At 43.7% G+C, this 22,981-nt stretch carries 23 protein-coding genes, 1 riboswitch and 1 other annotated feature; of the genes, 9 read left to right on the top strand and 14 right to left on the bottom strand.

Annotated features, from left to right (window positions below; all coding sequences use genetic code 11):
* Window positions 1-239: 239 nt before the first annotated feature.
* Window positions 240-1,442 (bottom strand): ATPase, encoded by a 1,203-nt coding sequence (locus OCU36_RS05350; RefSeq protein ID WP_261839365.1) that lies wholly within the window; start codon window positions 1,440-1,442, stop codon window positions 240-242.
* 258 nt (window positions 1,443-1,700) lie between these two features.
* Here OCU36_RS05350 and OCU36_RS05345 point away from each other — a divergent pair, with 258 nt between their 5' ends.
* From OCU36_RS05345 to OCU36_RS05335, 3 genes are all read left to right on the top strand, one after another.
* Window positions 1,701-1,931: a TIGR02647 family protein gene (locus OCU36_RS05345; RefSeq protein ID WP_261839364.1), complete on the top strand. Its 231-nt coding sequence runs from the start codon at window positions 1,701-1,703 to the stop codon at window positions 1,929-1,931.
* A 102-nt stretch (window positions 1,932-2,033) separates the two neighbouring features.
* Entirely contained in the window at window positions 2,034-2,888 is an 855-nt protein-coding gene (locus OCU36_RS05340) for an NAD(P)H-binding protein (protein ID WP_261839363.1), read from the top strand.
* The gene (locus OCU36_RS05335) at window positions 2,881-3,558 is read left to right on the top strand and encodes a YdcF family protein (protein WP_261839362.1); all 678 of its coding nucleotides are present in this window, start codon (window positions 2,881-2,883) and stop codon (window positions 3,556-3,558) included. The genes OCU36_RS05340 and OCU36_RS05335 overlap by 8 nt, the downstream gene beginning before the upstream one ends.
* 134 nt (window positions 3,559-3,692) lie before the next feature.
* Here OCU36_RS05335 and OCU36_RS05330 read toward each other — a convergent pair whose 3' ends face one another.
* Together OCU36_RS05330 and cysS are read right to left on the bottom strand one after the other, a co-directional pair.
* The gene (locus tag OCU36_RS05330) at window positions 3,693-4,271 is read right to left on the bottom strand and encodes a thymidine kinase (protein ID WP_261839361.1); all 579 of its coding nucleotides are present in this window, start codon (window positions 4,269-4,271) and stop codon (window positions 3,693-3,695) included.
* 101 nt (window positions 4,272-4,372) lie between these two features.
* Window positions 4,373-5,758, bottom strand: a complete 1,386-nt coding sequence (gene cysS, locus OCU36_RS05325; protein ID WP_261839360.1) for a cysteine--tRNA ligase — start codon at window positions 5,756-5,758, stop codon at window positions 4,373-4,375.
* Between the two features lie 191 nt (window positions 5,759-5,949).
* Between cysS and OCU36_RS05320 the strand changes: the two genes are divergently transcribed.
* The 4 genes from OCU36_RS05320 to OCU36_RS05305 all read left to right on the top strand — a co-directional run bounded on the left by OCU36_RS05320 (window position 5,950) and on the right by OCU36_RS05305 (window position 9,284).
* The gene (locus OCU36_RS05320; protein ID WP_010440028.1) at window positions 5,950-6,444 is read left to right on the top strand and encodes a peptidylprolyl isomerase; all 495 of its coding nucleotides are present in this window, start codon (window positions 5,950-5,952) and stop codon (window positions 6,442-6,444) included.
* Between the two features lie 134 nt (window positions 6,445-6,578).
* On the top strand, window positions 6,579-7,325 hold the full coding sequence (gene lpxH, locus OCU36_RS05315; RefSeq protein WP_261839359.1) for a UDP-2,3-diacylglucosamine diphosphatase: 747 nt from the start codon (window positions 6,579-6,581) through the stop codon (window positions 7,323-7,325).
* Between the two features lie 111 nt (window positions 7,326-7,436).
* Window positions 7,437-8,654, top strand: a complete 1,218-nt coding sequence (locus OCU36_RS05310; RefSeq protein ID WP_261839358.1) for an EAL and HDOD domain-containing protein — start codon at window positions 7,437-7,439, stop codon at window positions 8,652-8,654.
* A 117-nt stretch (window positions 8,655-8,771) separates the two neighbouring features.
* Window positions 8,772-9,284 (top strand): YchJ family protein, encoded by a 513-nt coding sequence (locus tag OCU36_RS05305; protein ID WP_261839357.1) that lies wholly within the window; start codon window positions 8,772-8,774, stop codon window positions 9,282-9,284.
* A 183-nt stretch (window positions 9,285-9,467) separates the two neighbouring features.
* Here OCU36_RS05305 and hisIE read toward each other — a convergent pair whose 3' ends face one another.
* From hisIE to OCU36_RS05260, 9 genes are all read right to left on the bottom strand, one after another.
* A complete protein-coding gene (gene hisIE, locus OCU36_RS05300) occupies window positions 9,468-10,118 on the bottom strand; it encodes a bifunctional phosphoribosyl-AMP cyclohydrolase/phosphoribosyl-ATP diphosphatase HisIE (RefSeq protein ID WP_261839356.1) in 651 nt (216 codons plus the stop codon).
* Entirely contained in the window at window positions 10,115-10,888 is a 774-nt protein-coding gene (gene hisF / locus OCU36_RS05295) for an imidazole glycerol phosphate synthase subunit HisF (RefSeq protein ID WP_261839355.1), read from the bottom strand. Before hisF ends, hisIE begins: the two co-directional genes overlap by 4 nt.
* Window positions 10,870-11,607 (bottom strand): 1-(5-phosphoribosyl)-5-[(5-phosphoribosylamino)methylideneamino]imidazole-4-carboxamide isomerase, encoded by a 738-nt coding sequence (hisA, locus tag OCU36_RS05290; RefSeq protein ID WP_012604374.1) that lies wholly within the window; start codon window positions 11,605-11,607, stop codon window positions 10,870-10,872. The genes hisF and hisA overlap by 19 nt, the downstream gene beginning before the upstream one ends.
* 43 nt (window positions 11,608-11,650) lie before the next feature.
* A complete protein-coding gene (gene hisH / locus OCU36_RS05285) occupies window positions 11,651-12,265 on the bottom strand; it encodes an imidazole glycerol phosphate synthase subunit HisH (protein ID WP_261839354.1) in 615 nt (204 codons plus the stop codon).
* A 9-nt stretch (window positions 12,266-12,274) separates the two neighbouring features.
* Window positions 12,275-13,363 (bottom strand): bifunctional histidinol-phosphatase/imidazoleglycerol-phosphate dehydratase HisB, encoded by a 1,089-nt coding sequence (hisB, locus tag OCU36_RS05280; RefSeq protein WP_261839353.1) that lies wholly within the window; start codon window positions 13,361-13,363, stop codon window positions 12,275-12,277.
* Window positions 13,364-13,492: 129 nt separating this feature from the next.
* Entirely contained in the window at window positions 13,493-14,533 is a 1,041-nt protein-coding gene (gene hisC, locus OCU36_RS05275; RefSeq protein WP_261839352.1) for a histidinol-phosphate transaminase, read from the bottom strand.
* 9 nt (window positions 14,534-14,542) lie between these two features.
* On the bottom strand, window positions 14,543-15,844 hold the full coding sequence (gene hisD, locus OCU36_RS05270; protein WP_261839351.1) for a histidinol dehydrogenase: 1,302 nt from the start codon (window positions 15,842-15,844) through the stop codon (window positions 14,543-14,545).
* Window positions 15,844-16,740, bottom strand: a complete 897-nt coding sequence (gene hisG, locus OCU36_RS05265; protein ID WP_261839350.1) for an ATP phosphoribosyltransferase — start codon at window positions 16,738-16,740, stop codon at window positions 15,844-15,846. The genes hisD and hisG overlap by 1 nt, the downstream gene beginning before the upstream one ends.
* Before the next feature lie 53 nt (window positions 16,741-16,793).
* Window positions 16,794-16,930: a sequence feature (His leader region), on the bottom strand.
* 187 nt (window positions 16,931-17,117) lie between these two features.
* Window positions 17,118-18,710 (bottom strand): Na+/H+ antiporter NhaC family protein, encoded by a 1,593-nt coding sequence (locus tag OCU36_RS05260; protein ID WP_261839349.1) that lies wholly within the window; start codon window positions 18,708-18,710, stop codon window positions 17,118-17,120.
* A 112-nt stretch (window positions 18,711-18,822) separates the two neighbouring features.
* Window positions 18,823-19,000, bottom strand: a riboswitch (Lysine riboswitch).
* A 362-nt stretch (window positions 19,001-19,362) separates the two neighbouring features.
* On the opposite strand from OCU36_RS05260, the gene OCU36_RS05255 reads away from it, so the two are divergent.
* The gene (locus tag OCU36_RS05255) at window positions 19,363-19,767 is read left to right on the top strand and encodes an H-NS family histone-like protein (RefSeq protein ID WP_261839348.1); all 405 of its coding nucleotides are present in this window, start codon (window positions 19,363-19,365) and stop codon (window positions 19,765-19,767) included.
* Window positions 19,768-19,943: 176 nt separating this feature from the next.
* Here OCU36_RS05255 and OCU36_RS05250 read toward each other — a convergent pair whose 3' ends face one another.
* The gene (locus tag OCU36_RS05250; protein WP_261839347.1) at window positions 19,944-21,248 is read right to left on the bottom strand and encodes an inosine/guanosine kinase; all 1,305 of its coding nucleotides are present in this window, start codon (window positions 21,246-21,248) and stop codon (window positions 19,944-19,946) included.
* A 102-nt stretch (window positions 21,249-21,350) separates the two neighbouring features.
* Window positions 21,351-21,620 (bottom strand): hypothetical protein, encoded by a 270-nt coding sequence (locus tag OCU36_RS05245; RefSeq protein WP_261839346.1) that lies wholly within the window; start codon window positions 21,618-21,620, stop codon window positions 21,351-21,353.
* 203 nt (window positions 21,621-21,823) lie between these two features.
* On the opposite strand from OCU36_RS05245, the gene mnmA reads away from it, so the two are divergent.
* Complete coding sequence (mnmA, locus tag OCU36_RS05240) at window positions 21,824-22,960, top strand: tRNA 2-thiouridine(34) synthase MnmA (protein ID WP_261839345.1); 1,137 nt, start codon at window positions 21,824-21,826, stop codon at window positions 22,958-22,960.
* Window positions 22,961-22,981: the final 21 nt, after the last annotated feature.

The raw sequence follows: 22,981 nt of genomic DNA, 5'->3' as shown, positions 1-22,981 counted from the left end.
AAGAGAAGTCTGATGAATGAGAAATCATCAACAGGATAAAAACTTAACCTTAATTATCAATGCCTTACAAATAAAAAGAAGAAAAACAAACACAACAATGACTTTCTGAAAGCCATTATTTCGATATTTTGATTTAGATCAACAGAAAGTAAAAAAGCGCCCTAGGCGCTTTTAACTTAATCACAAATACAAAGATTTCCGGGATTAAAATGGAACTTCCATCACACTTCCGATACGCATTATTGCGCTTGATCTTTTCTTTCCAAGGCAAGGTTCGAAGATGTCATATCAGTGTCACTTTGATTGGTACCTTTACTCCCTACGCTTTTCAAGGTGTCCACCAACTCTTCTAGGCTCTTTATGTGAGCGTCACTCTTCATTATCTGTGCATCTAATAACTCACGCCTTTCCTTCGCCTCAGACAGTTGCAGCCTTTGCTGTTGATTCTCGCTTTTCAATGCTTTGATGCTAGCCACAATCTTCTGAGATTGAAGGCGCAGAACAACATCACGATAATCTTCGCCATTGACCGCTTTTGAGATACTGAGTAAATGACTCTCCATATTCAATACCGATTGTTCGAACTCATCACCTTTCACATTCGCAAGAGCTTTGACTTCATGAGCAACACTACGCATGTGACTCAATTCGAACTCAGCAGCATGAACGGCGTCTTCAATGATCGATTTTTCTCGTGGGCTGGCTTTTACTTGCGCCTCTGCTAATGCAATTTGAAAAGCGGCTTTCGCAAAGGTCAGTGGAACAACATCATCAAAATCGTCATCTTCTAAAGACTCTAATTCATTTTTCAGAGGTTCTATGTATTTCTTATACGCGACTTTAACTTCGAGCAAACGAGCGTGATTAAGAAATTCCACCTGCGCTTCTTGAGCATCTTCTAGCTCATCGACTAACACGTACTCAAACAACTCACTATATTCTGAATACAACCGCTTATAGCTCGATGTAAACAGAGTATCTGCACCAAGAAACTTAAGGTAATCCATTTGTACAATCGAATCCGCTAACACTCGGTCAGCCTTCTTCTTCAGTGCTAAAATCGACTCATAGTTTGACTTAACCAACGCGATGTTTTCATCAAAAGCTTCAGCGTAAGTTAAGCTTGAAAAAATGGAGTAACTTTTAGTTAGGCGAGTTTCGTCTTTCAATAGGTCCGCATAAATACTTTCAGCATCGTCCCATGCGTCTAAAAGTTCATTGTAATTTTCGGGAGCATAAATAGACCACTGGGCATGGTGTTTGAGCTTAGACTCCCACTCAGCATGCACGCTTTGAACATGATGAAAAGAATGAATGCCTGTTGCAGACTCATTATCCTTATTTGTAACTTGATTTGCATCTGTCTGCTTTGAGGGTGTGCTCTGACACCCTGCGATAGCAAATAGCATACTAACAACTAATGCTACTTTGTTCGCTCTCACTAATTGCCCATCCTTTTAATACAATATTTGCTCAACGCAATCTATGTCTCGCCATAATATATTACAACCGTATAGCAATAAACATCACTGATGACTTAAGTGAGCATAAATCACCCAACCTAACCAAAAAAAAACCACCCGACGATGATTAATCGACCAATTCGGGATCACTTATCAATTCTTTTTATTTGCTATTGCCTGAGCGGTCAATGCGCACTATTGTGGAAAGAGAGAACGTTATGAATTTATAGGTTAATTATGAAGTACAACGCTAAACATATTGCTGAATTAAACCTCCTTCTTCAATTTGACTTGAGCAGTGCCGCGACTGGTATCAAAGTTCATCAAGAAGCAGCCCAAGAAACTCAAGACGCTGTTAAGCGCCTATTCGAAAAAAACCTGTGTACTCTGCCAGACGGTGGTTATCTAACAGATGAAGGTATCGAGATGGCCGAACGCGCAGATAAGTTAATCCGCATACTAAGCTAAAACTCTTAAGTTCTAGCCTAAACTCCACTTGCCTCGGCCGTGGAGTTTTTTCATTTTGAGCCAAAGCTTTGTTAGGCTTGTACCAACCACAGTGAGGAACGTATGGCTTCTATATTTATCGTCGGAGCAGGATGGCTAGGTGTACCTTTGTCGACACATTTAGTGAAACATGGTCACCAAGTGGTGGTAACAAAAACCACCAAAGCAGGTGCCCGCACCATTGGTAACGAACGAATCCCCTGTGAAGAGTTTAGCTTTAGTTCATCAGAGCCTGAGCAGACTATTGAGCGACTCTCTTCGCTTTTATGCAAAAGCAATGCGAAGATTGTGATTGGTAGCTTCCCTCCTGGCTTTAGAAAAGGAGCAGGTACGCAATATGCCGAGTACTGGCGGCAACTCACTGATGCATGTCTGAGAGCAAAGATTAACAAGCTCATTATGATCAGCTCAACCACGGTATACCCAAACAAACCCTGTGTATTGCATGAACAAGATGCCTCGTTCGCCCTTCTCACCTCAGAAAACAAACACACACCTTCATTTTCCGATAACGCACGAGTGATGCTGCAAGCTGAGCAGTTGGTGATGGATTCAGGGCTCGATTTCACTATCCTTCGTTTCAGCGGTTTAATTGGCCCAAACCGCCACCCATCAAGATTCGCAAGTAAATTAAAACAGGTTAGCTCTCAAGCACCTGCAAATATGCTTCATCTTGACGATGCCATTGGTTCGGTCAATTTCGCTATTGAGCAACTGCACAATGAAGTGGTTAACGTAACGACGCCCAATACGGTCAGTAAAGCTGAATTTTACGCCGCCGCACTCAAGAGTGTGAATAGCCGCGAGCCGCTTCCACCGATTGTCGATACTCCAGACAAACGGGTCTCCTCGAAAAAGCTCCTCGATTTAGGTTACTCATTTAAATTCAATTCCACACTGGAGGCGCTTTATGACTAAACAATCTCCCACTCAATCTTCTTTAGACAAACCATCTACAGTGATGCTCCATCGCGCAGTTGACACCCTTTGGAATTTCATGTCGATGGGCCATAAAGTTGAGCCTTCAGACTGTATTTTTGTATTGTGCAGTAACGATACCCGAGTCGCTGAATATGCGGCCGAGCTTTATCATCAAAAAGTCGCGCCTTACATCGTTTTTTCCGGTGGTGTGGGACGCTTTACTGAAGGGAAATTTGATTGCTCAGAAGCAGAAACATTTGCCGAAATTGCCAGAGACTGCGGCGTGTCTAAATCAGACATTATTATTGAAAAGCATGCAACCAATACCGGTGAAAATGTACGTTTTACCCACAAGCTACTGACAGAACGAGGGCTATTTCCAAAACGACTGACCTTAGTTCAAAAGCCATTTATGGAAAAACGAACCTATGCGACTTTTACTAAACAGTGGCCAGACAAAGCGACCGAGATTCAAGTCACGTCACAATGGCAAAACTGGGTTGATTACTTTAACGAAGAGTTACCATTAGATATGGTGTTAGGCGCGCTACTTGCTGACTTTGAACGAATCAAATCATACCCATCCAAAGGGTTTCAGATTGATATGCCTATCCCAGACAACGTTGAATACGCTTACCAAACGTTGAAGAAATTGGGGTTTGAATAACACTTTAAGTAACCAAATCATCCCGTTCTAAAAGCAAAAACGGTGGCACTTGGCCACCGTTTTCTTATTCTCAGATTTTCACTTTAGATGACGTTTTTGCGCTGTTCATTTTAGGAAAGAGACCAAGAAGCCGTTTATTTACCTAACGCTTCTTTGTAGTGCAAACGACATGCAGAAACATATTGGTCATTACCACCAATAGCCACTTGGTCACCTTCGGCAATCGCCACACCGTGTTCATCGGTACGAATAACCATATTAGCTTTACGACCACAATGACAAATGGTTTTCAACTCCACAAGTTTGTCTGCCCAAGAAAGTAAGTAACGACTACCTTCAAACAGCTCTCCCAAGAAATCGGTACGTAAGCCGTAACAGAGTACAGGGATATGTAGTTTATCAACCACTTCTGTGAGTTGGTACACCTGTTCTTTTGACAAGAACTGACACTCGTCGATCAAAACACAATGGCGCTTCTCTTCTTCATTAAGCGTTTGAATTGCTTCAAACATATCCGTGTCATTTTTAAACAGCTGAGCTTCAGATTGTAGACCAATTCGAGAGCTGACCTTGCCGATACCGTAGCGATCATCTAACGCTGCTGTGAAGATCACGGGCGTCATGCCTCGCTCTCGATAGTTGAATGAAGATTGAAGAAGTGTTGTTGATTTACCCGCATTCATTGCGGAGTAATAAAAATACATCTGGGCCACAGAAATATTCCTGTTAATTAAAAGTTGAAGATAAAAGCAAAGGTGACATTAAAGAATGTGTACTAGAAAAAAGGGCTGAAAATCAGCCCTTCTTATAAGATTTACTTACGACGCCAAGTCGTACCTTCTGGACCATCTTCCAGAACAATACCCAACTCATTTAACTTGTCACGAGCAAGATCAGCATTAGCCCAGTCTTTAGAGGCACGTGAATCATTACGTAGTTTAATAAGGCCTTCAATTTCTGCTACTTCGCTGTCGTTACCCGCAGCATCACCTTTAAGGAAAGCTTCTGGATCTTGATGAAGAATACCAATGATGTCGGCAAGTTCACGCATCAATGCACCGAGAGCACTCGCTTTTTCGATGCTCTCTGTCTTGATACGGTTGATTTCACGTGCCATTTCAAACAACACAGAATACGCTTCAGGTGTATTGAAATCGTCGTTCATTGCCATAGAGAATCGAGTTACATATTCTTGACCACCAGCGGGAGCCGCTGTTCGATCTAGGCCTCGAAGTGATGTGTACAGACGCTCTAACGATGCACGCGCTTGATTTAAATTGTCTTCGCTGTAGTTCAATTGACTACGGTAGTGGCCAGACATTAGGAAGTAACGTACTGTTTCAGCATCGTAATGTGCTAGCACGTCACGAATAGTGAAGAAATTACCCAGTGATTTAGACATTTTCTCTTTGTCGACCATCACCATGCCACTGTGCATCCAAGTATTTACATACTGAGTGCCGTGCGCGCAGCAAGATTGTGCGATTTCGTTCTCGTGGTGCGGGAACTGTAGATCTGAACCACCACCGTGGATATCGAAGTGATTACCAAGAATAGACGAGTTCATTGCTGAACATTCGATGTGCCAACCTGGACGACCTGGACCCCATGGTGATTCCCATGTTGGCTCACCTGGCTTAGACATCTTCCAAAGAACAAAATCTAACGGGCTACGTTTTGCAGAATCAACATCAACACGAGCGCCTGCTTGCAGTTGCTCTAAGTCTTGCTTTGAAAGCTTGCCGTATTCATCAAACTTCTTCACTTCGAACATCACATCGCCGTTGCTTGCTACATAAGCAAAATCACGCTCAATCAGCTTTTCAACAAGCTCAATGATTTCCGTGATGAATTCCGTTGCACGAGGCTCAACGTCTGGACGCTTCATGTTCAACGCATCGAAGTCAGCGTGCATTTCACCGATCAGACGCTCAGTCAGAGATTCACAAGACTCACCGTTTTCGTTGGCACGCTTGATGATCTTGTCATCGATATCTGTGATGTTGCGAACGAAGTTCAAATCGTAACCAAGATAACGAAGGTAACGAGTCACAACATCAAAAGAAACAAACGTTCGGCCATGACCAATATGACAGAGATCGTAGATGGTTACCCCACAGACATACATGCCGACTTTGCCAGCTGTAATTGGTTTGAATTCCTCTTTCTGCCTTGTGAGTGTGTTATAAATTTTTAGCATGATCTCTATCTATATTTGTGTATTAATCAAAATAAGAGGGTAAGTATAACAATTCATACGTTATTAGGTAATCCCCCAAAGCCGGAATTCCCTCAAACAACCGAGTTAAGTAGATGATTTGATGATTTGAAAGTCCGCCAACATGCGCTAGAATTCGAACTTCATATTAAAAAGACAGTAAGGTAACAATCATGATCATCCTTCACACAAATTTTGGTGATATCAAAGTTCAACTTAACGAAGAAAAAGCACCAGAAACAAGCGCAAACTTTCTACAGTATTGCCGTGACGGTTTCTACGACAACACACTATTCCACCGTGTTATCGATGGTTTCATGATTCAAGGCGGCGGCATGACTTCTGGCCTGAAAGAAAAAACGACTCGTGCAACAATCAAAAATGAAGCAAACAACGGTCTTGCGAACAAAGTTGGTACGCTAGCAATGGCTCGTACTATGGAACCGCATTCAGCGAGCTCTCAGTTCTTCATCAACGTTAACGACAACTCTTTCCTAAACTTCCGTAGCGAAAGCCTAGACGGTTGGGGCTACTGTGTATTCGCTGAAGTGGTTGAAGGCATGGACATCGTGAACAAGATTAAAGGTGTTAGCACTGGTTCTATGGGTATGCACCAAGACGTACCTCTAGAAGAAGTGATCATCACGGGTACAACAATCGAAGCTTAATTACTTGCTATCGGTTAGGATGTGTTGATCTAGAACAAAATTTAACCGCCAAAGGTCAACACGCCCTAGTATTAATAATTGATCAGCCGATAAAACCAGGATACAGGGAGCGAATCGCTCCCTTTTTTAGACCTATGAAAACATATTTTATATCAGACCTACACCTCGCACCATCACGACAAGATATTACCGATTGCTTCCTAACCTTCATGAAAAACGAAGCGGTAGAGGCCGATGCACTCTACGTGTTAGGCGATCTGTTCGAATTCTGGATTGGTGACGACGATAAAAGTGAGTTCGCCAATTCCATTCGTCAGGCCTTTATCGACTTAGTCAAATCCGGAGTTCCTTGTTATTTCACTCAGGGTAACCGCGACTTTTTAGTGGGTAAAAAATTTGCCAAACAAACCGGTGTTCAGCTCTTAGACGAAGTATCGACGATCGATATCTATGGGCAAAAAGCGGTGGTATTACATGGTGATACCTTATGTACCGAAGATGTAAAATATCTCGCCTTTCGTGAGAAAGTACACCAACCTTGGCTACAATGGGTCTTCAATCGAATTCCATTCTTCATCAAAAAGAAAATCGTCTCTAAAGTTCAGTCTGATATTAATGAAGACAAGCAGACTAAATCTCTCGACATCATGGACGTGACACAACAAGAAGTCGAAAATGTCATGGAACGACACCACGTGAATATTATGATCCACGGCCATACCCATCGTCCAAATATCCATATCTTTAATGCGAATGGTTACGATAAAACCCGCATTGTACTGGGTGATTGGTATACGCAGGGTTCAGTGCTGTTGTTTACTCCAGAGAATTTTGAACTACAGAAGCGTGAGTTTAGCAATAGCTTTCACCGCCACTCTTAAACTTTCACTTTAATTACTATTATTGGTCAGACTTTCTTGGATTGTATCTAGTAATTTTTACCAAATTAGATATTATCTCTTTATTAAAAAGAAACCGAACACAGTACTAAGTTGAAATATTCATACGTAGCACGTCAGCCAATACTCGACACGAGCAAGAAAACTATAGGTTACGAGTTGCTATTCAGGGATGGTCCTAAAAATACTTTCCCTGAGGTAGAGCCTGAGCTCGCTACTAGTCGCCTGCTTTCCGACCATTTCTTGTCAACCCACTACAATACGTTGGGTGATAAGCTTGGGTTCGTTAACTTCCCTTATGCAAGCCTGATTAACTTAGTTCCAACCTTGTTCCCCAAGGATAGTCTCGTTGTTGAGATTCTTGAAGACTGCGAACCGACAGACGAATTACTTCAAGCGATAAAGACCATCTATGATGCAGGCTACACCATTGCATTGGACGACTTTGTGCCAAGCAAATCTTGGAAACGTTTCTTGCCCTACGTGTCAATTATCAAGTTTGACATTCGTTTAGTCTCAATAGCAAAAGCTTCAATGTTTATGAACTCTTTAAAAGGGTTAGATATCAAGTTTCTGGCAGAAAAAGTAGAAACTTACGATGAGTATCAAGAAGCAAACCAAGCCGGGTTCACCTACTTCCAGGGTTATTTTTTTAGTAAACCAGAGATGATTCAAACTCGAAAGCTGAATCCCGCATTTTTAACTATCGTTCAGCTATTGAAAGAGATCGCTAAAGATCCTATCGACTTCGTTGAAGTAGAACGTCTAATTACCCTAGATGTCACTCTGTCTTATAAGCTACTTGCGTATGTAAACTCCGCGAGTGAATCAGCAACAACGATTCGCTCATTCCGCCAAGCGCTAATTTTCCTTGGCGAACAAAAGCTACGTAAATTCGTTTCTCTTGTGGCTATTGCATCAGCAAAAGAAGATAAGCCCGATTCACTCTATGGATTAGCGGTGCTGCGTGCTCGTCAATGCGAACTATTAGTCACAAAGATGAACGTGAAAATTGAGCCAGGGCAAGCCTTTTTAACCGGTATGTTCTCGCTACTCGATTCACTCTTCGATCAACCATTAAAGCAGGTGTTAGATTCTGTACCGATTGATGAAGAGATAAAAGAGGCTCTGATACAACGAAAAGGGGTATTAGGGGCCGTCTTAGCGATGATTATTGCTTATGAGCAAGCCCGATGGGATGAAGCAACTCGCATATGTAAACTGCTCAAACTAGGCGAAGAGCAACTCGGCCAAACCTATAACGAAGCGACCTCTTGGTCTCAAGAACTTTTATCCCCTGCTTTGAAGTAGTTCGCGTCACTCAATCACTTCAATAGAAACTGATCTTTGGTGAGCGAGCGTTTCTTGATACACTGCACGCATTCATTTATGGCCTCTTAATCGAGGCCATTTTTATAGGATTTGACAATGTCTTTATGCCCATGCGGTAGCAATAATACTTACCAACAGTGCTGTGAATCAGCGCACCTTAACCACAGTGCCGTTGAAACGCCTGAGCAATTAATGCGCTCGCGTTATTCAGCGCACGTGTTGGGTTTAGTTGACTATGTTGTGGCGACTTATCACCCTAACTGCAATGCCGAAGCACAAAGAGAAGGCATCGCAGAATCGATCGACAGTGATTGGTCTGGCCTAGAGGTCATCGATACTACGGCAGGCTCGCACCAAGACGAAGGCTTTGTTGAATTTAAAGCTTACTTCAATGAAGACGGCGCACAATACTGCATGCAAGAGCGCTCTCGTTTCATTCGTGAAAACGGCCTATGGTTCTATATCGACGGTGAGTTCCCAGAGCAAGAAGAAACTACGCAACCAGAAATCGATATTCGCTTAAACCAAACGGTTGAAAGCTTCAAGATCGGCCGTAATGACCCATGCATCTGTGGTAGTAGAAAGAAGTATAAGAAGTGCTGCGGGTAACTCGTACGACTAGGAAGTCTGATTAAGAGAAGAGATTCCTGATGTCGCTTAGAATCCTCGCAATGACGAGGCCGAAAGGTGAAGAAATACACTCAGGATGGAACGCTAAAAAAGCCCCGTAAACATGGTTATTTACGGAGCTTTTATCTCTCTTTTTCGTGGTTCGATTAACCCAAAGAGAGCTTACTTATGGCGCTCTTTTAATTTGTTCACCACGTCGTTCATCGATAAGCCTTGGTCTTGAAGAAGAACCATCAAGTGGTAAATCAAATCTGCTGATTCACACACTAACTCCGCCTTATCGCCCGACGTCGCCGCAAGCGCGACTTCAACGCCTTCTTCACCCACTTTTTGCGAAATACGTTTGGTGCCACGGGCATATAGACTGGCAGTATAAGAAGACTCAGGGTCTGCGTCCTTGCGGGCAGCCAATAGCTGCTCAAGCTGATGAAGCCACACCATCTGTGTTTCTTCTTGCTTATCTCCATCCCAGCACGTTGTGGTACCTGTGTGGCACGTTGGGCCAATGGGATTAACCTTAACCAACAAGGTATCATTGTCACAGTCCAAAGCAATGTTTTGCAATTGCAATACGTTTCCCGACGTTTCACCTTTGGTCCAAAGACGTTCTTTGGTGCGAGAGAAAAACGTCACTTGCCCAGTTTCGCCTGTTTTCTCAAGTGCTGCTGGGTTCATGTATCCCATCATTAACACTTGGCTCGATTGGTAATCTTGAACAATAGCTGGCACTAAACCCTCTACTTTTTCCCAATCAATACGCTCTGACAATGCGCCTACTTCTGTTTTTGATAAGTTTACGGGTTCAAAACTCATAGTCGCACCTCGACACCTTGTTGTTTTAAATACTGTTTAAGTTCACCAATATTGATGACTTGCTTATGGAATACCGAAGCGGCAAGTGCTCCATCCACGTTGGTCTTCTTATAGGCTTCCGCAAAGTGTTCCATCGCGCCTGCGCCACCAGAGGCAATCAATGGCACATTACACACTTCACGCACCATGTTTAACTGATCGATGTCATAGCCGTTGCGAACACCATCTTGGTTCATCATGTTTAACACAATCTCACCTGCGCCACGCTTCTGTACTTCCTGCACCCAATCTTTGGTTTCCCATTTGGTTGCTTTAGTACGCGCTTCATCGCCGGTAAATTGGTAAACCTGATACTTACCGGTTTCTTTGTCGAAGTATGAATCGATACCAACAACGATACACTGCACGCCGAACTTATCCGCAAGGTCAGTGATCAATTGTGGATTAGCCAAAGCCGGTGAGTTGATCGATACTTTATCCGCGCCAAACTCAAGAATGCGCGCTGCGTCTTCCGCTGATTTTATGCCACCAGCGACACAGAAAGGAATATCGATCACTTCTGCGACACGTTTCACCCAGCTTTTATCGACCACACGGCCATCGCTTGATGCGGTGATGTCATAAAATACTAATTCATCAGCGCCCTCTTCTGCGTAGCGTTGTGCTAGCGGAACGATGTCACCAATAATTTCGTGGTTGCGGAACTGAACGCCCTTAACCACTTGTCCGTCACGGACATCCAAACAAGGGATTATTCGCTTTGCCAACATGCAAATGCCTCCTCTGCGGTAAACTTGCCATCAAGCAGCGCGCGACCCACAATGACACCCGCAACACCACTGCCTTTCAGTGCTTCGATATCAGCTAGGCTGCCAATGCCACCCGATGACTGGAATTGCACTTGTGGATACTGCTTACAAAGATCAACGTAAAGCTCTACGTTTGATCCTTCTAATGTGCCGTCACGTGAAATATCGGTACACAGAACGTGTTTTAGACCCACCGTCAGATAGTCTTCAATTAGTGCTTCAATGGTCACGCCTGAATCTTCTTGCCAACCAGAAATCGCGACTTTACGTGTGCCGCTTTCGTCAATGTTGATATCCAGAGCAAGCACGATTTTTTCCGCGCCATATTTCTCCATCCAACCTTTAACCAACTCAGGTTGCTTAACGGCTGTAGAACCAACCACAACGCGCTGTGCGCCAGCTTCTAGCAGATCAACGACATCTTGCTCGTTACGCACGCCACCACCAATCTGGATGTTCGCAGGCGTGCTAGCCAGTAGCTTAGCAATCAAGTCTAACTGACGAGCGGTGGTGTCTTTTGCGCCCGTTAAGTCAACAAGGTGCAGCCAACCAGCGCCAGCTTGGTGATACAGATTAAACTGCTCTGCTGGATCGACTTTGTATTCTGTTACTTGCCCGTAATCCCCTTGGAATAAGCGAACTACTTGGCCTTCAATTAAATCTAACGCGGGAATAATCATTTACATTCCTTATCATGGCAGCGAGATCGCCGCCTAATCCTTATTACAATTCCAAGAAGTTCTGAATCAGCTTAGAGCCAGCTTTCGAAGAGCGCTCTGGGTGGAACTGAACACCGTAATAGTTACCACTTTGCACTGCTGCTGTGAACGGGTTGCCGTAATCACATTGTGCGATGGTGTAGTCACCCACGGGCATTGCGAAGCTATGAACGAAGTAGAAGTACTCACCTTCTTCAATATCTTTAAATAGAGGGTGATTCGGTGTTGCGGTTACGGTGTTCCAACCCATGTGTGGTAGTGGCAAATCACCGGTTTCAAGTAAACGAACCTCCCCCTCACACAAGCCTAAACATTCCACTAACTCGTCAGCCTTTTGTCCTTTCTCTTGAGACAGCTTGCCTAACAACTGCATACCTAAACAGATACCAAGCAGAGGCTTCTCTACTTGCTTCACAAGGCTAACAAGATCACGCTCTTGCAGGTTTTTCATCGCTTCACTTGCAGTACCTACACCGGGTAGGAACAGCTTGTCGGCAGCAAGCACCACTTGTGGTTCTTTTGAAATTTCAACTGCATAGCCCAGGCGTTCAATCGCAAACTTCACCGATGAAACGTTGGCACAACCCGTATCAATAATAACGACTTTTTGCTCTTTCATACCGATCCCTTACAGAACGCCTTTGCTGCTTGGTAACTCGTTACCTTCAACTTTGATTGCTTGACGAAGTGTTCGACCAAATGCTTTAAACAGGCTCTCAATGATGTGGTGATCATTATTGCCATCAGAAGACAGGTGTAACGTACAAGCCAATGTATCGGTTAGAGAACGGAAGAAGTGCACCACCATCTCAGTTGAAAGATCACCCACTTGCTCGCGGCTGAACTTAGCATCGAATTTCAAGTATGGGCGACCAGAGAGGTCTAGCGCACACTGAGCTAAGCACTCATCCATTGGCAAGCTGAAACCGAAACGGCCAATGCCACGTTTGTCACCCAGTGCATCTTTCAATGCTTGGCCTAAAGCCAGAGCAGTATCTTCTACTGTGTGGTGATCATCGATGTGCAAGTCGCCCTTCACAGTCAGGTTCATTTGGAAACCACCGTGTGTCGCGATTTGATCAAGCATGTGGTCGAAGAACCCCATACCCGTGTCGATCTTGTTTCCCCCGGTTTCATCAAGGTTGACTGCAACCTTGATATCCGTTTCTTTCGTTGTTCGAACCACTTCAGCAACACGCGCGTTAACCGTCAGATCTTTAACGATTTGTGGCCAGTTAAGTGTACCTTCGGTTGCCGCGTCCGGGCCATATTGAATCCCACGGATCGCCATATTCTCAGCAAGCTGTAGATCCGTCATTCGATCACCGATCACAACCGAATGTTGAAAATCAACTTTACCGCCCTGTAGATACTCTTTAACCATACCTAATTTAGGCTTGCGGCAAGAGCAGTTGTCTTCGTCAAAGTGAGGGCAAATAAGCACGTCATCAAACTTAACGCCTTGAGATTCGAAGAACTCCATCATCATATTGTGTGGCGCATCGAAATCTTCTTGTGGGTAGCTATCGGTACCTAGGCCATCTTGGTTAGTGACCATCACTAAGCGGTATCCAGCATCTTGCAACGCCAGTAGGCTAGGAATCACAAGCGGTTCGAATTTTAGCTTGTCTAAACGGTCTACTTGAAAGTCAACTGGCGGCTCAACAATTAAAGTGCCGTCGCGGTCTATAAAAAGTATTTTCTGTTGTTTACTCACTTGAACTTCCTTTTAATTTTAAATCTGGTGGCCTAGCTAAAATCAAACGCTAACCCGAAATATTGGTTTCACTTGCCAGCCCGATAAATCAAATCAAACTGGCAAATGTTATGACTGGTAAGCCTTTCGTTACTGATAAAAGTTACGAATGAATCCAAGTGTCTTTTCGCACTCTTCGCGGTTACCAATACTAATACGAACACAGTCTTCAATGGGTGAATTACGTAAGATGATGCCCGTATCCCAAGCCGCTTTAAATAGCGCATCGCCGTTCGGGAATTTAACCAGTAGGTAGTTACCCCAGCCATCAAATACCGTCACTTGAGGCATGCCTAATAGACCCGCTTGCAAATACGCTCGGTTAGCACTTAAATCCAAAACCTGGAACTTAGCTCGCGCTAGTCCTTGCTCTGAAAGTGCTTGAACGGCGATGTCAGCAACAGGGATTGGCACTGGATAAGGCGCGATCACTTTTAACAGAACATCGATAAGCTCTTTGTTTGCTAGCGTAAAACCACAACGTAAGCCAGCCAAAGCAAAGGCCTTCGACAAAGTGCGTAGAATCGCGAGATTTGGATATTGCTCAAGCAAATCAACGGTTGATGCTTCTGGACAAAAATCGATGTACGCTTCATCCATCACCACAATCGCTTTATCTTGTGTCATGTCAAGCAACTTGATGATGTCTTTGCGATCAACCAAATTACCGGTTGGGTTATTTGGGCTACAAACAAACACCACTTTTACGTTGTCGAGTTGAGCTTCAATAGCTGGAAGATCCAATTGCCATTCAGCGGTTAGAGGCACAACTTTACGCTCAACACCGATCGTCTCTGCGCTGATTGCGTACATACCGTAAGTGGGTGGGCAGTAAAGAATAGCGTCTTCGTTCGGCTCACAGAACGCACGAATCAGTAACTCGATACCTTCATCTGCACCACGTGTTGTCAGCGTTTGCTCTGGTTTCACACCTGCGTATTGTGCGTAAGCATCGATCAACTCTGGCGGCTGACATTCGCTGTAGCGATTTAAACGAGACAGATTTAAGTTGTACTCATTATCAAATGGAGATTCGTTGGCATTGAGCCATACATCTCCGCTACCACCAATGCGTCTTGCCGATAAGTAAGGTGTTAGAGCCTGAACTTGCTTTCTTGCTAACTTTTCCATACTCCACCCCTACTTCGCTTTATTTAACTTTTCAACTCGGATAGTCACAGCACGCTTATGCGCATCCAACCCCTCAGCTTCCGCCATCGTCACAACTGTTGGTGCTAAGCCTTTCAAGCCCTCGGCTGTGAGCTCTTGTACTGTCATACGCTTTGAAAAATCTGCTAACCCTAGGCTCGAATACGTTTTGGTGTAACCATAAGTTGGCAATACGTGGTTTGTGCCTGATGCATAATCACCGGCAGATTCAGGAGACCAGTCACCGAGGAAGATAGACCCAGCATTATCCAGTAATGGCAACAATTCACGTGGATTCTTGGTTTGAACAATTAAGTGCTCAGGGCCATAGAAATTCGAAATTGCGATCGCTTGAGTGATGGATTCAGCAATGATAATCAGGCTAGATGCCAATGCTTGCTGAGCGATGTTAGCACGAGACAACTCTTTCAGTTGTTTCTGCACCGCTTCGGTTACTTGGTCTGCCACAATTGGCGACGGTGTGACCAATACCACTTGTGAGTCAGGGCCGTGCTCAGCTTGGCTTAATAAGTCTGCCGCGATGAAATCTGCGTCTGCCGTTTCATCTGCAATGACCATGACTTCTGATGGGCCTGCAGGCATATCAATCGCAGCACCACGGAAGTCATTGCTCACTTGGCGCTTCGCTTCAGTCACGTACGCATTACCCGGGCCGAAAATCTTATCAACCTTCGCAACACTGTCAGTACCGTAAGCCATTGCGGCCACCGCTTGAGCACCACCGACATTGTAAACCTCGTCGATGTTGCACAGTTTAGCAACATACAAAATTTCATCGGCAATAGGCGGAGGCGAACACAAGACAACCTTACGACAACCTGCGATCTGAGCAGGTACACCCAACATAAGAACCGTTGACGGAAGTGGCGCACTACCACCTGGAATATAAAGACCAACCGTATTAATCGCGCGCGTTACCTGCTCACACAAAACGCCAGGTTGCGTTTCAACCTTAATTGGCTGAGGCTTCTGAGCTTCGTGAAACTTGGCAATATTGCTATAAGCTTGCTCTAACGCTTGCTTCATTTCCGGAGTGAGGCGAGTACACGCCTCTTCAATCTCACCCGAAGTCACTCGAATATTTTTAGGGGTCACGCCATCAAATTTTGCAGTCAGTTCTTTGAGTGCGGCATCGCCTTCATTTCGTACTTTTGCAATAACATCAGAAACAGTCGCGGTGATGTTTGCGCCTTCAGTAATAGCTGGACGCTCTAATACTGAGTCTTGCTGAGATTCACTTAAAGATTGCCAAACAACAGTTCTCATTGTCACTACCCCATCATTTTTTCGATTGGTAATACTAGAATCGAGCTTGCACCCAACTCTTTGAGCTGTTCCATCGTTTCCCAGAACAAATTCTCAGTACTTACTAGGTGAACGGCCACTTTGTCTTTATCCGTCGATAATGGAAGCACAGTAGGGTCTTCGGCTCCAGGCAATAACGCTTTGATTTTTTCTAGCTGAGAGGTTGGCGCGTGAAGCATAATGTACTTCGACTCTTTCGCTTGTTGAACACCCTGCATACGAGTCAGTAGCTTTTCAATCAATGCCGTTTTGTCTGCGTCGAACTCACCAACACGTTGAATCAGTGTTGCTTTCGATTGGAAGATAGCTTCTGCTTCTTTTAGGCCGTTTGCTTCGAGCGTTGCACCGGTAGAAACCAAATCTGCGATCGCGTCTGCTAGACCTGCACGAGGAGCAACTTCAACCGAGCCTGTTAACATACAAGTGCTGAATTCAACACCCTGCTCGTCCATGTAAGCTTTAAGTAGTTGTGGGTACGTTGTCGCAATACGTTTGCCTGCAAGATCTTGAGGGCCGTTGTATTCTTCATCTTTATTGATTGCAATAGAAAGGCGACAGCCACCGAAGTCTAAGCGACGTAGTGTGCGAAACTCTGAAGGCTCTTTTAGAGCAACACGATCTAGACGAACTTCTTCTAGCTCATTTTCACCGATGAAGCCAAGGTCAACTACACCGTCCATAATCAGACCTGGAATATCGTCATCACGGACTAATAATAGGTCGATTGGCATATTTAGTGAGTGAACCACCAACCGCTCACCCAAGATGTTAAATTTAACACCACACTTTTTAAGTAAGTCTTGACACTCTTTACTTAAGCGACCTTTTTTTTGAATTGCGATTCTGAGGCGTTGTGTCTGCATTGCTGTTTCCCTGTGCAAATATTTGAATTTATTGATTATTTATAAGCTATAAAACTAAAAAACCCCCGGAAGACTGTGTCATCCCGAGGGTTTAAATCTAAATTCTTTTGACTTAACCACCGGGAGAATTCTGGCTCCCGGGTATACGTAAATCTCCCCGAAAGACTAGATAGGGTGATGATGGTGATGAATGTTCATGACTAACTTACGCATACTTATTAACTCTTAGGTTCTTTACTTTGTTGTATCCACACTAACTAAGCTGGCATCCTTTTTCAACCATTAATTTTAACTTTTTTCACTAAAGTTAAAATTAATTTAATTGGCATAAAAAAAGGAAGCCGAAGCCTCCCTTTAATTACTCAATCAAGTGATGATTAGCTTTTACTCGTTGGCATTTTACAACGAGAGAAATAAGCCAATGCAAAACATACTGCGACAAATGTAAGTGATGCGGCACCGAAAGCAATACCCGTTGACGATGTCATACCTAAGGTAATGAAACCAATACACGATACGAGAGCGACCAACAGTGCATATGGGAGCTGAGTCGATACGTGGTCAATATGGTTACAACGCGCACCAGTAGAAGACAGAATCGTTGTGTCTGAGATTGGAGAACAGTGATCACCAAACACAGAACCCGCAAGAACCGCACTTAACATAGGTAAGATGAATGCGATGTCAGAGGCTGCAGCCATATCACCTGCGATAGGAAGCATAATGCCGAATGTACCCCATGATGTACCTGTCGAGAATGCCATTACGCCAGCAAGAAGGAACAAAATAACAGGTAGCCAATGGTAATCAATATTGCCGGTAACAAGAGACGATAAGTAAGCACCGGTTTTCATGTCGCCGATAACAGAACCAATAGTCCATGCAAACACAAGAATCAGAATAGCGCCAAACATTGAGCTTGCACCAATCCACATTGTTCTTGCGATATCAGCCATAGGCAACTTCTGCTTCAATACTGTCCAGAGTGCAACGAGCAGGCCGACAACACCACCGTAAACAAGAGACTTACCTACATCCGTATTTTCAAAAGCACCTAAAAGATTAAATGCTTGACCATCAGCAGTAAGCGCTTGTCCACCTGTGTATAGCATTGCAGCAATCGTCGCTACGATCAGCAATATGATAGGCATGACTAGGTCAGAAACAGAACCATTTTCACTCTCTTGAATATCGAGATCGTCATGTAGATCATGAGCTTGCTTTTGATCGTTTTCGCCGTCAAAGCCACGACCTTGTGATGCTTCGATCTCATGCTCACGCATTTTACCTACATCGAGACCAAACCATGAAACGGCAAACACCATTAATAGAGCAAACACCGCGTAAAAGTTCATTGGTATCATACGAACGTAAGCCCCAAGAGCTGAATATTCTGTCACACCATGGGTAACTAAGATGCCCCCGACAATAGTAATGATGTAAGCCCCCCAGCTAGATGCCGGCATGATCACACACATTGGCGCTGCAGTAGAATCGAGAATATAAGCAAGCTTAGCGCGAGATACGTAGAAACGGTCAGTTACAGGGCGAGAGATCGCACCTACCGCTAAGCTATTGAAATAATCGTCTACAAAGATGAATACGCCTAAGAAAGCAGCCAGTAGCTTGGAACCACGTTTGCTCTTAACACGAGTTTGTGCCCACTCTGCGAATGCGCGAGTACCACCAGACAGTGTTAATAGAGCCGTTGTCATTCCAAGAATAATGAGGAATGCGACGATGCTCATGTTCCAAGTGTTAATGCCACCATCTTCAATGAACACACCAGACACTTTGGTAAACACGTAGCTAGCTGCGTTACCTACTGAGTAATCAGCAAGTAGAATCGCACCCATAACGATACCGACCCCCAAAGAAACCAATACACGGCGAGTAACAATAGCAAGACTTAAAGCCACCAGTGGTGGGAGTAAAGATAAGGGTGATGTTGCAAAATCTATTAAATTCATGATCTTCAAAAACCAGTTTTTTATTTGGCTAGAGATCTACTGCAGACAAACTTGATACGGCTGACCAAGCTCATGTTGAACTAAGCGAAAGGGAAGTGAACACTTCACCCAACCCTACAGTAGCGCTCCATAGTTTAAAATTAAGACTATGGCAGTGTTGTACCTATTGAGCACAACCCCAGCAAATTGCTTAGATATACAATTGACTTCGGCAACTACACCTTCCATTCCCGTTCATTGGCATCACCCCAACGAAAACTACTCTTTATAGTTGCACCTCTACGTGCGATAACATTATTAACCGTGTCAACCAGAGTTTAACAACCAATCAACCAAAGCACCGCATCAGGTAGCCGTAATTGTACCCATCAAGAGTAACAATGCAACATATCATTCTGAGAAAATAGCGTTTCAATAAAGAACATCTCTGTTGAAGAGCAGTATGCATAATGTAATTACTCGATCAGTCACATATCATTGTTTTAGATAATATTAACAATTGTTATTAATACAATAGAAGATACCCGTCGATTTCAAATATTCATCCCACTTTATATATTTAGGCATGTAATACGAGAAATACTATTTGTTTTATTCCCAAGCTCTGTTTATTATTAGCTGTATTATTTATTTTATCTTGATGGGAAATATCATGTCTGAATTAACAAAAACTTTATTGAACATCCGTAGCCTTCGTGCATTCTCACGTGAATTAACTCTTGAGCAATTAGAGGAAGCACTAGACAAGCTGACTATTGTTGTACAAGAGCGTCAAGAGTCTGAAGCTGAAGAACGCGCGGCTAAAGCAGAGCAAGAAGCGAAGCTTTCTGCTATAGCTGAACAGATTGCAAAAGACGGAATTGATGTTGCAGATCTTATTGCGGCACTTTCTGGCGAAGCCAAAACAAAAACAGCTAAACGTGCGCCACGTCCAGCTAAATACAAATATGTAGATGGCAATGGCAATGAAAAAACGTGGACAGGTCAAGGCCGTACGCCTTCAGCTATCCAAGAGCAACTCGATGCAGGTAAATCTCTAGAAGAGTTTGCTATCTAAATATCTTATTTAATTAGTCTTTACTCAGTTACGCACTAAGCAAGATAATTAATATTAAAACTGCCAATGTAAATATTAATGGTGAGTTTGAAATATTTAGAAACAAAAAAGGCCCCTTTGGGGCCTTTTTTTATATACCTCTTATCGGGTATATAAATAATATGGATAAAAGTATCTTATCTTTCCCAGTAAGCTTCTTCTAAACTATCTTCTCTTTCAGGGAGGCCACGAGATAAACGAGGTGAGTGCTGAACTAACACTTCGTAACTTGCACGGTTTGAATATTTACAAACTTGTGAGAAAGATGAATACGTCAAGAATGAATGCTGATGCTTACTCGAATTTGGCACATTTTCTTTGTGGTACTTATTTGCAGCCATATCATGCAATAAAGCCGACAAAGCGGCATCCCCTGCACCATTGGTATTTTTGATTTTTTCTGGTCCCCCCATGTATGGCGCAATGTGCGAATACACTTTAATTGGGTTTTCACATAAATCTTTATGTGCAGGACGGCTAAATTCAAAACGGTTAAATTCAGCAATTGAACCAGGAAGTAAAGGCAGTGACGTTTCACGCTTCGCGGCATCTTCCGTGTAACCGGCCATAAAGAGGCCAACAGGGCCAGCTGTACATAAAACCAAGTCTACCCACTCTAGCGCTTTATCTGAAGCAGCAAGCGGATCGCTTTCACCCGTTAATGCTTCCGCTTCGTCTTCATTCATTGCCACAACCGTGACATGTTGCTCTAAGAAATCTTTCCAGAATTCTGGATCATCTTGAATAACAAACTTAGTACCTAGTGTAAGAACTACTGGCACATCGTATTTCTTCGCGTATTCGATCGCTTTCATTGTTGCTTCAGGCATCGGGTCACCTGGCTTACAACGAACTAAATAAGCGGTTAACACTAAAGCAGACGCACTTTTGAAGATTTTTTCAGGAATGCTCTCTGGTTTTAATTGGTTCATTTGTCCTTCGCTAATAGCGAAAGTACGTTCACCGTCTTCTGTAATTAATGCAAAGCAGCGACCAATTGCGCCATCGACCCCTTGTAAATGGTTCAGATCCATTCTGCTTGATGTATTACATAAATAGCGGTAACCGTAACTACCAATCTTAATATCTTGGCTCATGACACCAAGTAGAGTAGAACGGTCATCTGCCAACACTGAGTAGTTGTGTAATGTGTTACCAATTGTGCCACCAGCGTATTCATTGGTGATCAGGCACTGCTCTTTCAATTCTAGATATAAAGACTCCGCCGCTTCATCACCAATAACCAGTGAGTGTCCCTTACTTAAGCCGTATTTTTCGATCAGATCAGAATGCACTTTTGCTTCAATATCTACCAGAGTCTGGTCAATACCGATAATATGAGTGCGTGACATTCTTTTGCTCGTTTGAGCTTGGCTCACTAAAGGGTCACGAGCGTGAACCGGAAAATAGTGCTTTGATTTACGTTGTCCAGGGAATTTCATAGGGCTAGTCTAAGTCAAGGGGAAATAGGTGGCGGATTCTACCGCGCTATATTTAACGCGGCAATCTTTCAAACTATAGCAAACGTTTGCTGGGTTATTTTTTTATTCGCCTTCCATAAAGCTTAAATCTGGCAACATGCCCAAATGCTCTGCGTAACGTTTTTGATTGAACTCTGCGCCATTTTTCATTACATCAAAGACTTCAACAGCCAGTGCACATGCCATCGCCGCAATTGCCTCTTCACGGGGAGTACCCGTCATCATTAAACGCATTAACGTCTCTTTTACCTTAATTGGCTGGCCGTCTTCTAGCTGATTTTCAATAATTTCAATCAACTGCTCTTCTTGCATAAATTCGTTTTGTTCAGACATTTTTTTATCTCAGGTCTTGGATTTCGAGCGACTATGCCACATATACTTCTGACATCCTAGCGACTCACCTCGCTCTCATGCGATTCCTAACAAACTCAGCGCACTATTTGTGCAAATGAAACTGTGATTCCGGTCTCGGATCTGTCACGGCGTTTCTCTTTCTGTTAGAATCTGCGACCAAGTAATAGTAACGGTGTTTAGACATGTCAGATATCAGCTCTGGAAACAGCGAAAAGAAAGTAATTGTCGGTATGTCCGGCGGTGTAGATTCGTCAGTATCGGCGTATCTTCTTCAGCAACAAGGCTATCAGGTAGAAGGCCTTTTCATGAAAAACTGGGAAGAAGACGATAACGAAGAATACTGCACAGCAGCTGAAGATCTTGCTGATGCTCAAGCGGTATGTGACAAACTAGGTATCCACCTTCACACTATCAACTTTGCTGCAGAATACTGGGACAACGTATTTGAATACTTCCTTGCGGAATACAAAGCAGGCCGTACGCCTAACCCAGATATTCTTTGTAACAAAGAAATCAAATTCAAAGCATTCTTAGAGTTTGCCGATGAAGTACTAGACGCAGACTACATTGCGATGGGTCACTATGTTCGTCGTACTTTCCCGACTCAAGAAGAACTAGAGGCTGGCGTTAAACCAGAAATGCTACGCGGTCTAGACAGCAACAAAGACCAAAGCTACTTCCTTTACACACTAAGCTCAGATCAAGTTGCGCGCAGCCTATTCCCAGTTGGTGAACTAGAGAAGCCTGAAGTTCGACGCATTGCTGAAGAGCAAGACTTAATCACCGCGAAGAAGAAAGATTCAACAGGTATCTGTTTTATCGGTGAGCGTAAGTTCACAGAGTTCCTTGGCAAATACCTACCCGCTCAACCCGGTAATATCGAAACGCCAGAGGGCAAAGTGATTGGTCAACATCAAGGTTTGATGTACCACACGCTTGGTCAGCGTAAAGGCCTACATATCGGTGGCACCAAAGGTGGTGGCGGAAATGAAGAACCCTGGTTTGTTGGTGAAAAAGATCTTAAGCGTAATGTTCTGATTGCCGTACAAGGTAAGGATCACCCACTTCTAAAATCAGAAGGTTTGATCGCTTCTCAGCTTCATTGGGTAAATCGCGCACCAATTACTGAAGTTATGACATGCACGGTAAAAACACGTTACCGTCAAACCGATATTCCTTGTACAATCATCCCAATTGATGACGAGAACATTAAGGTTATTTTTGACGAGCCACAAATCGCAGTGACCCCTGGTCAGTCTGCAGTATTCTACCAAGATGACGTATGTCTTGGTGGTGGTATCATCGAAAAACGCATCTAACTGATCGAACGACAAACGATA

Source organism: Vibrio artabrorum (genome assembly GCF_024347295.1).
GTDB classification, from domain to species: domain Bacteria; phylum Pseudomonadota; class Gammaproteobacteria; order Enterobacterales; family Vibrionaceae; genus Vibrio; species Vibrio artabrorum.
The sequence above is the reverse complement of the archived record's forward strand: the minus strand, read 5'-3'. Positions and strand labels throughout refer to the sequence as shown.

Coding starts and splice junctions, on each gene's coding strand:
- OCU36_RS05345 (WP_261839364.1), top strand. CDS start 1,701: ATGAAGTACAACGCTAAACATATTGCTGAATTAAACCTCCTTCTTCAA.
- OCU36_RS05340 (WP_261839363.1), top strand. CDS start 2,034: ATGGCTTCTATATTTATCGTCGGAGCAGGATGGCTAGGTGTACCTTTG.
- OCU36_RS05335 (WP_261839362.1), top strand. CDS start 2,881: ATGACTAAACAATCTCCCACTCAATCTTCTTTAGACAAACCATCTACA.
- cysS (WP_261839360.1), bottom strand. CDS start 5,758: ATGCTAAAAATTTATAACACACTCACAAGGCAGAAAGAGGAATTCAAA.
- OCU36_RS05320 (WP_010440028.1), top strand. CDS start 5,950: ATGATCATCCTTCACACAAATTTTGGTGATATCAAAGTTCAACTTAAC.
- lpxH (WP_261839359.1), top strand. CDS start 6,579: ATGAAAACATATTTTATATCAGACCTACACCTCGCACCATCACGACAA.
- OCU36_RS05305 (WP_261839357.1), top strand. CDS start 8,772: ATGTCTTTATGCCCATGCGGTAGCAATAATACTTACCAACAGTGCTGT.
- hisIE (WP_261839356.1), bottom strand. CDS start 10,118: ATGAGTTTTGAACCCGTAAACTTATCAAAAACAGAAGTAGGCGCATTG.
- hisF (WP_261839355.1), bottom strand. CDS start 10,888: ATGTTGGCAAAGCGAATAATCCCTTGTTTGGATGTCCGTGACGGACAA.
- hisA (WP_012604374.1), bottom strand. CDS start 11,607: ATGATTATTCCCGCGTTAGATTTAATTGAAGGCCAAGTAGTTCGCTTA.
- hisH (WP_261839354.1), bottom strand. CDS start 12,265: ATGAAAGAGCAAAAAGTCGTTATTATTGATACGGGTTGTGCCAACGTT.
- hisC (WP_261839352.1), bottom strand. CDS start 14,533: ATGGAAAAGTTAGCAAGAAAGCAAGTTCAGGCTCTAACACCTTACTTA.
- hisG (WP_261839350.1), bottom strand. CDS start 16,740: ATGCAGACACAACGCCTCAGAATCGCAATTCAAAAAAAAGGTCGCTTA.
- OCU36_RS05260 (WP_261839349.1), bottom strand. CDS start 18,710: ATGAATTTAATAGATTTTGCAACATCACCCTTATCTTTACTCCCACCA.
- OCU36_RS05255 (WP_261839348.1), top strand. CDS start 19,363: ATGTCTGAATTAACAAAAACTTTATTGAACATCCGTAGCCTTCGTGCA.
- OCU36_RS05250 (WP_261839347.1), bottom strand. CDS start 21,248: ATGAAATTCCCTGGACAACGTAAATCAAAGCACTATTTTCCGGTTCAC.
- OCU36_RS05245 (WP_261839346.1), bottom strand. CDS start 21,620: ATGTCTGAACAAAACGAATTTATGCAAGAAGAGCAGTTGATTGAAATT.
- mnmA (WP_261839345.1), top strand. CDS start 21,824: ATGTCAGATATCAGCTCTGGAAACAGCGAAAAGAAAGTAATTGTCGGT.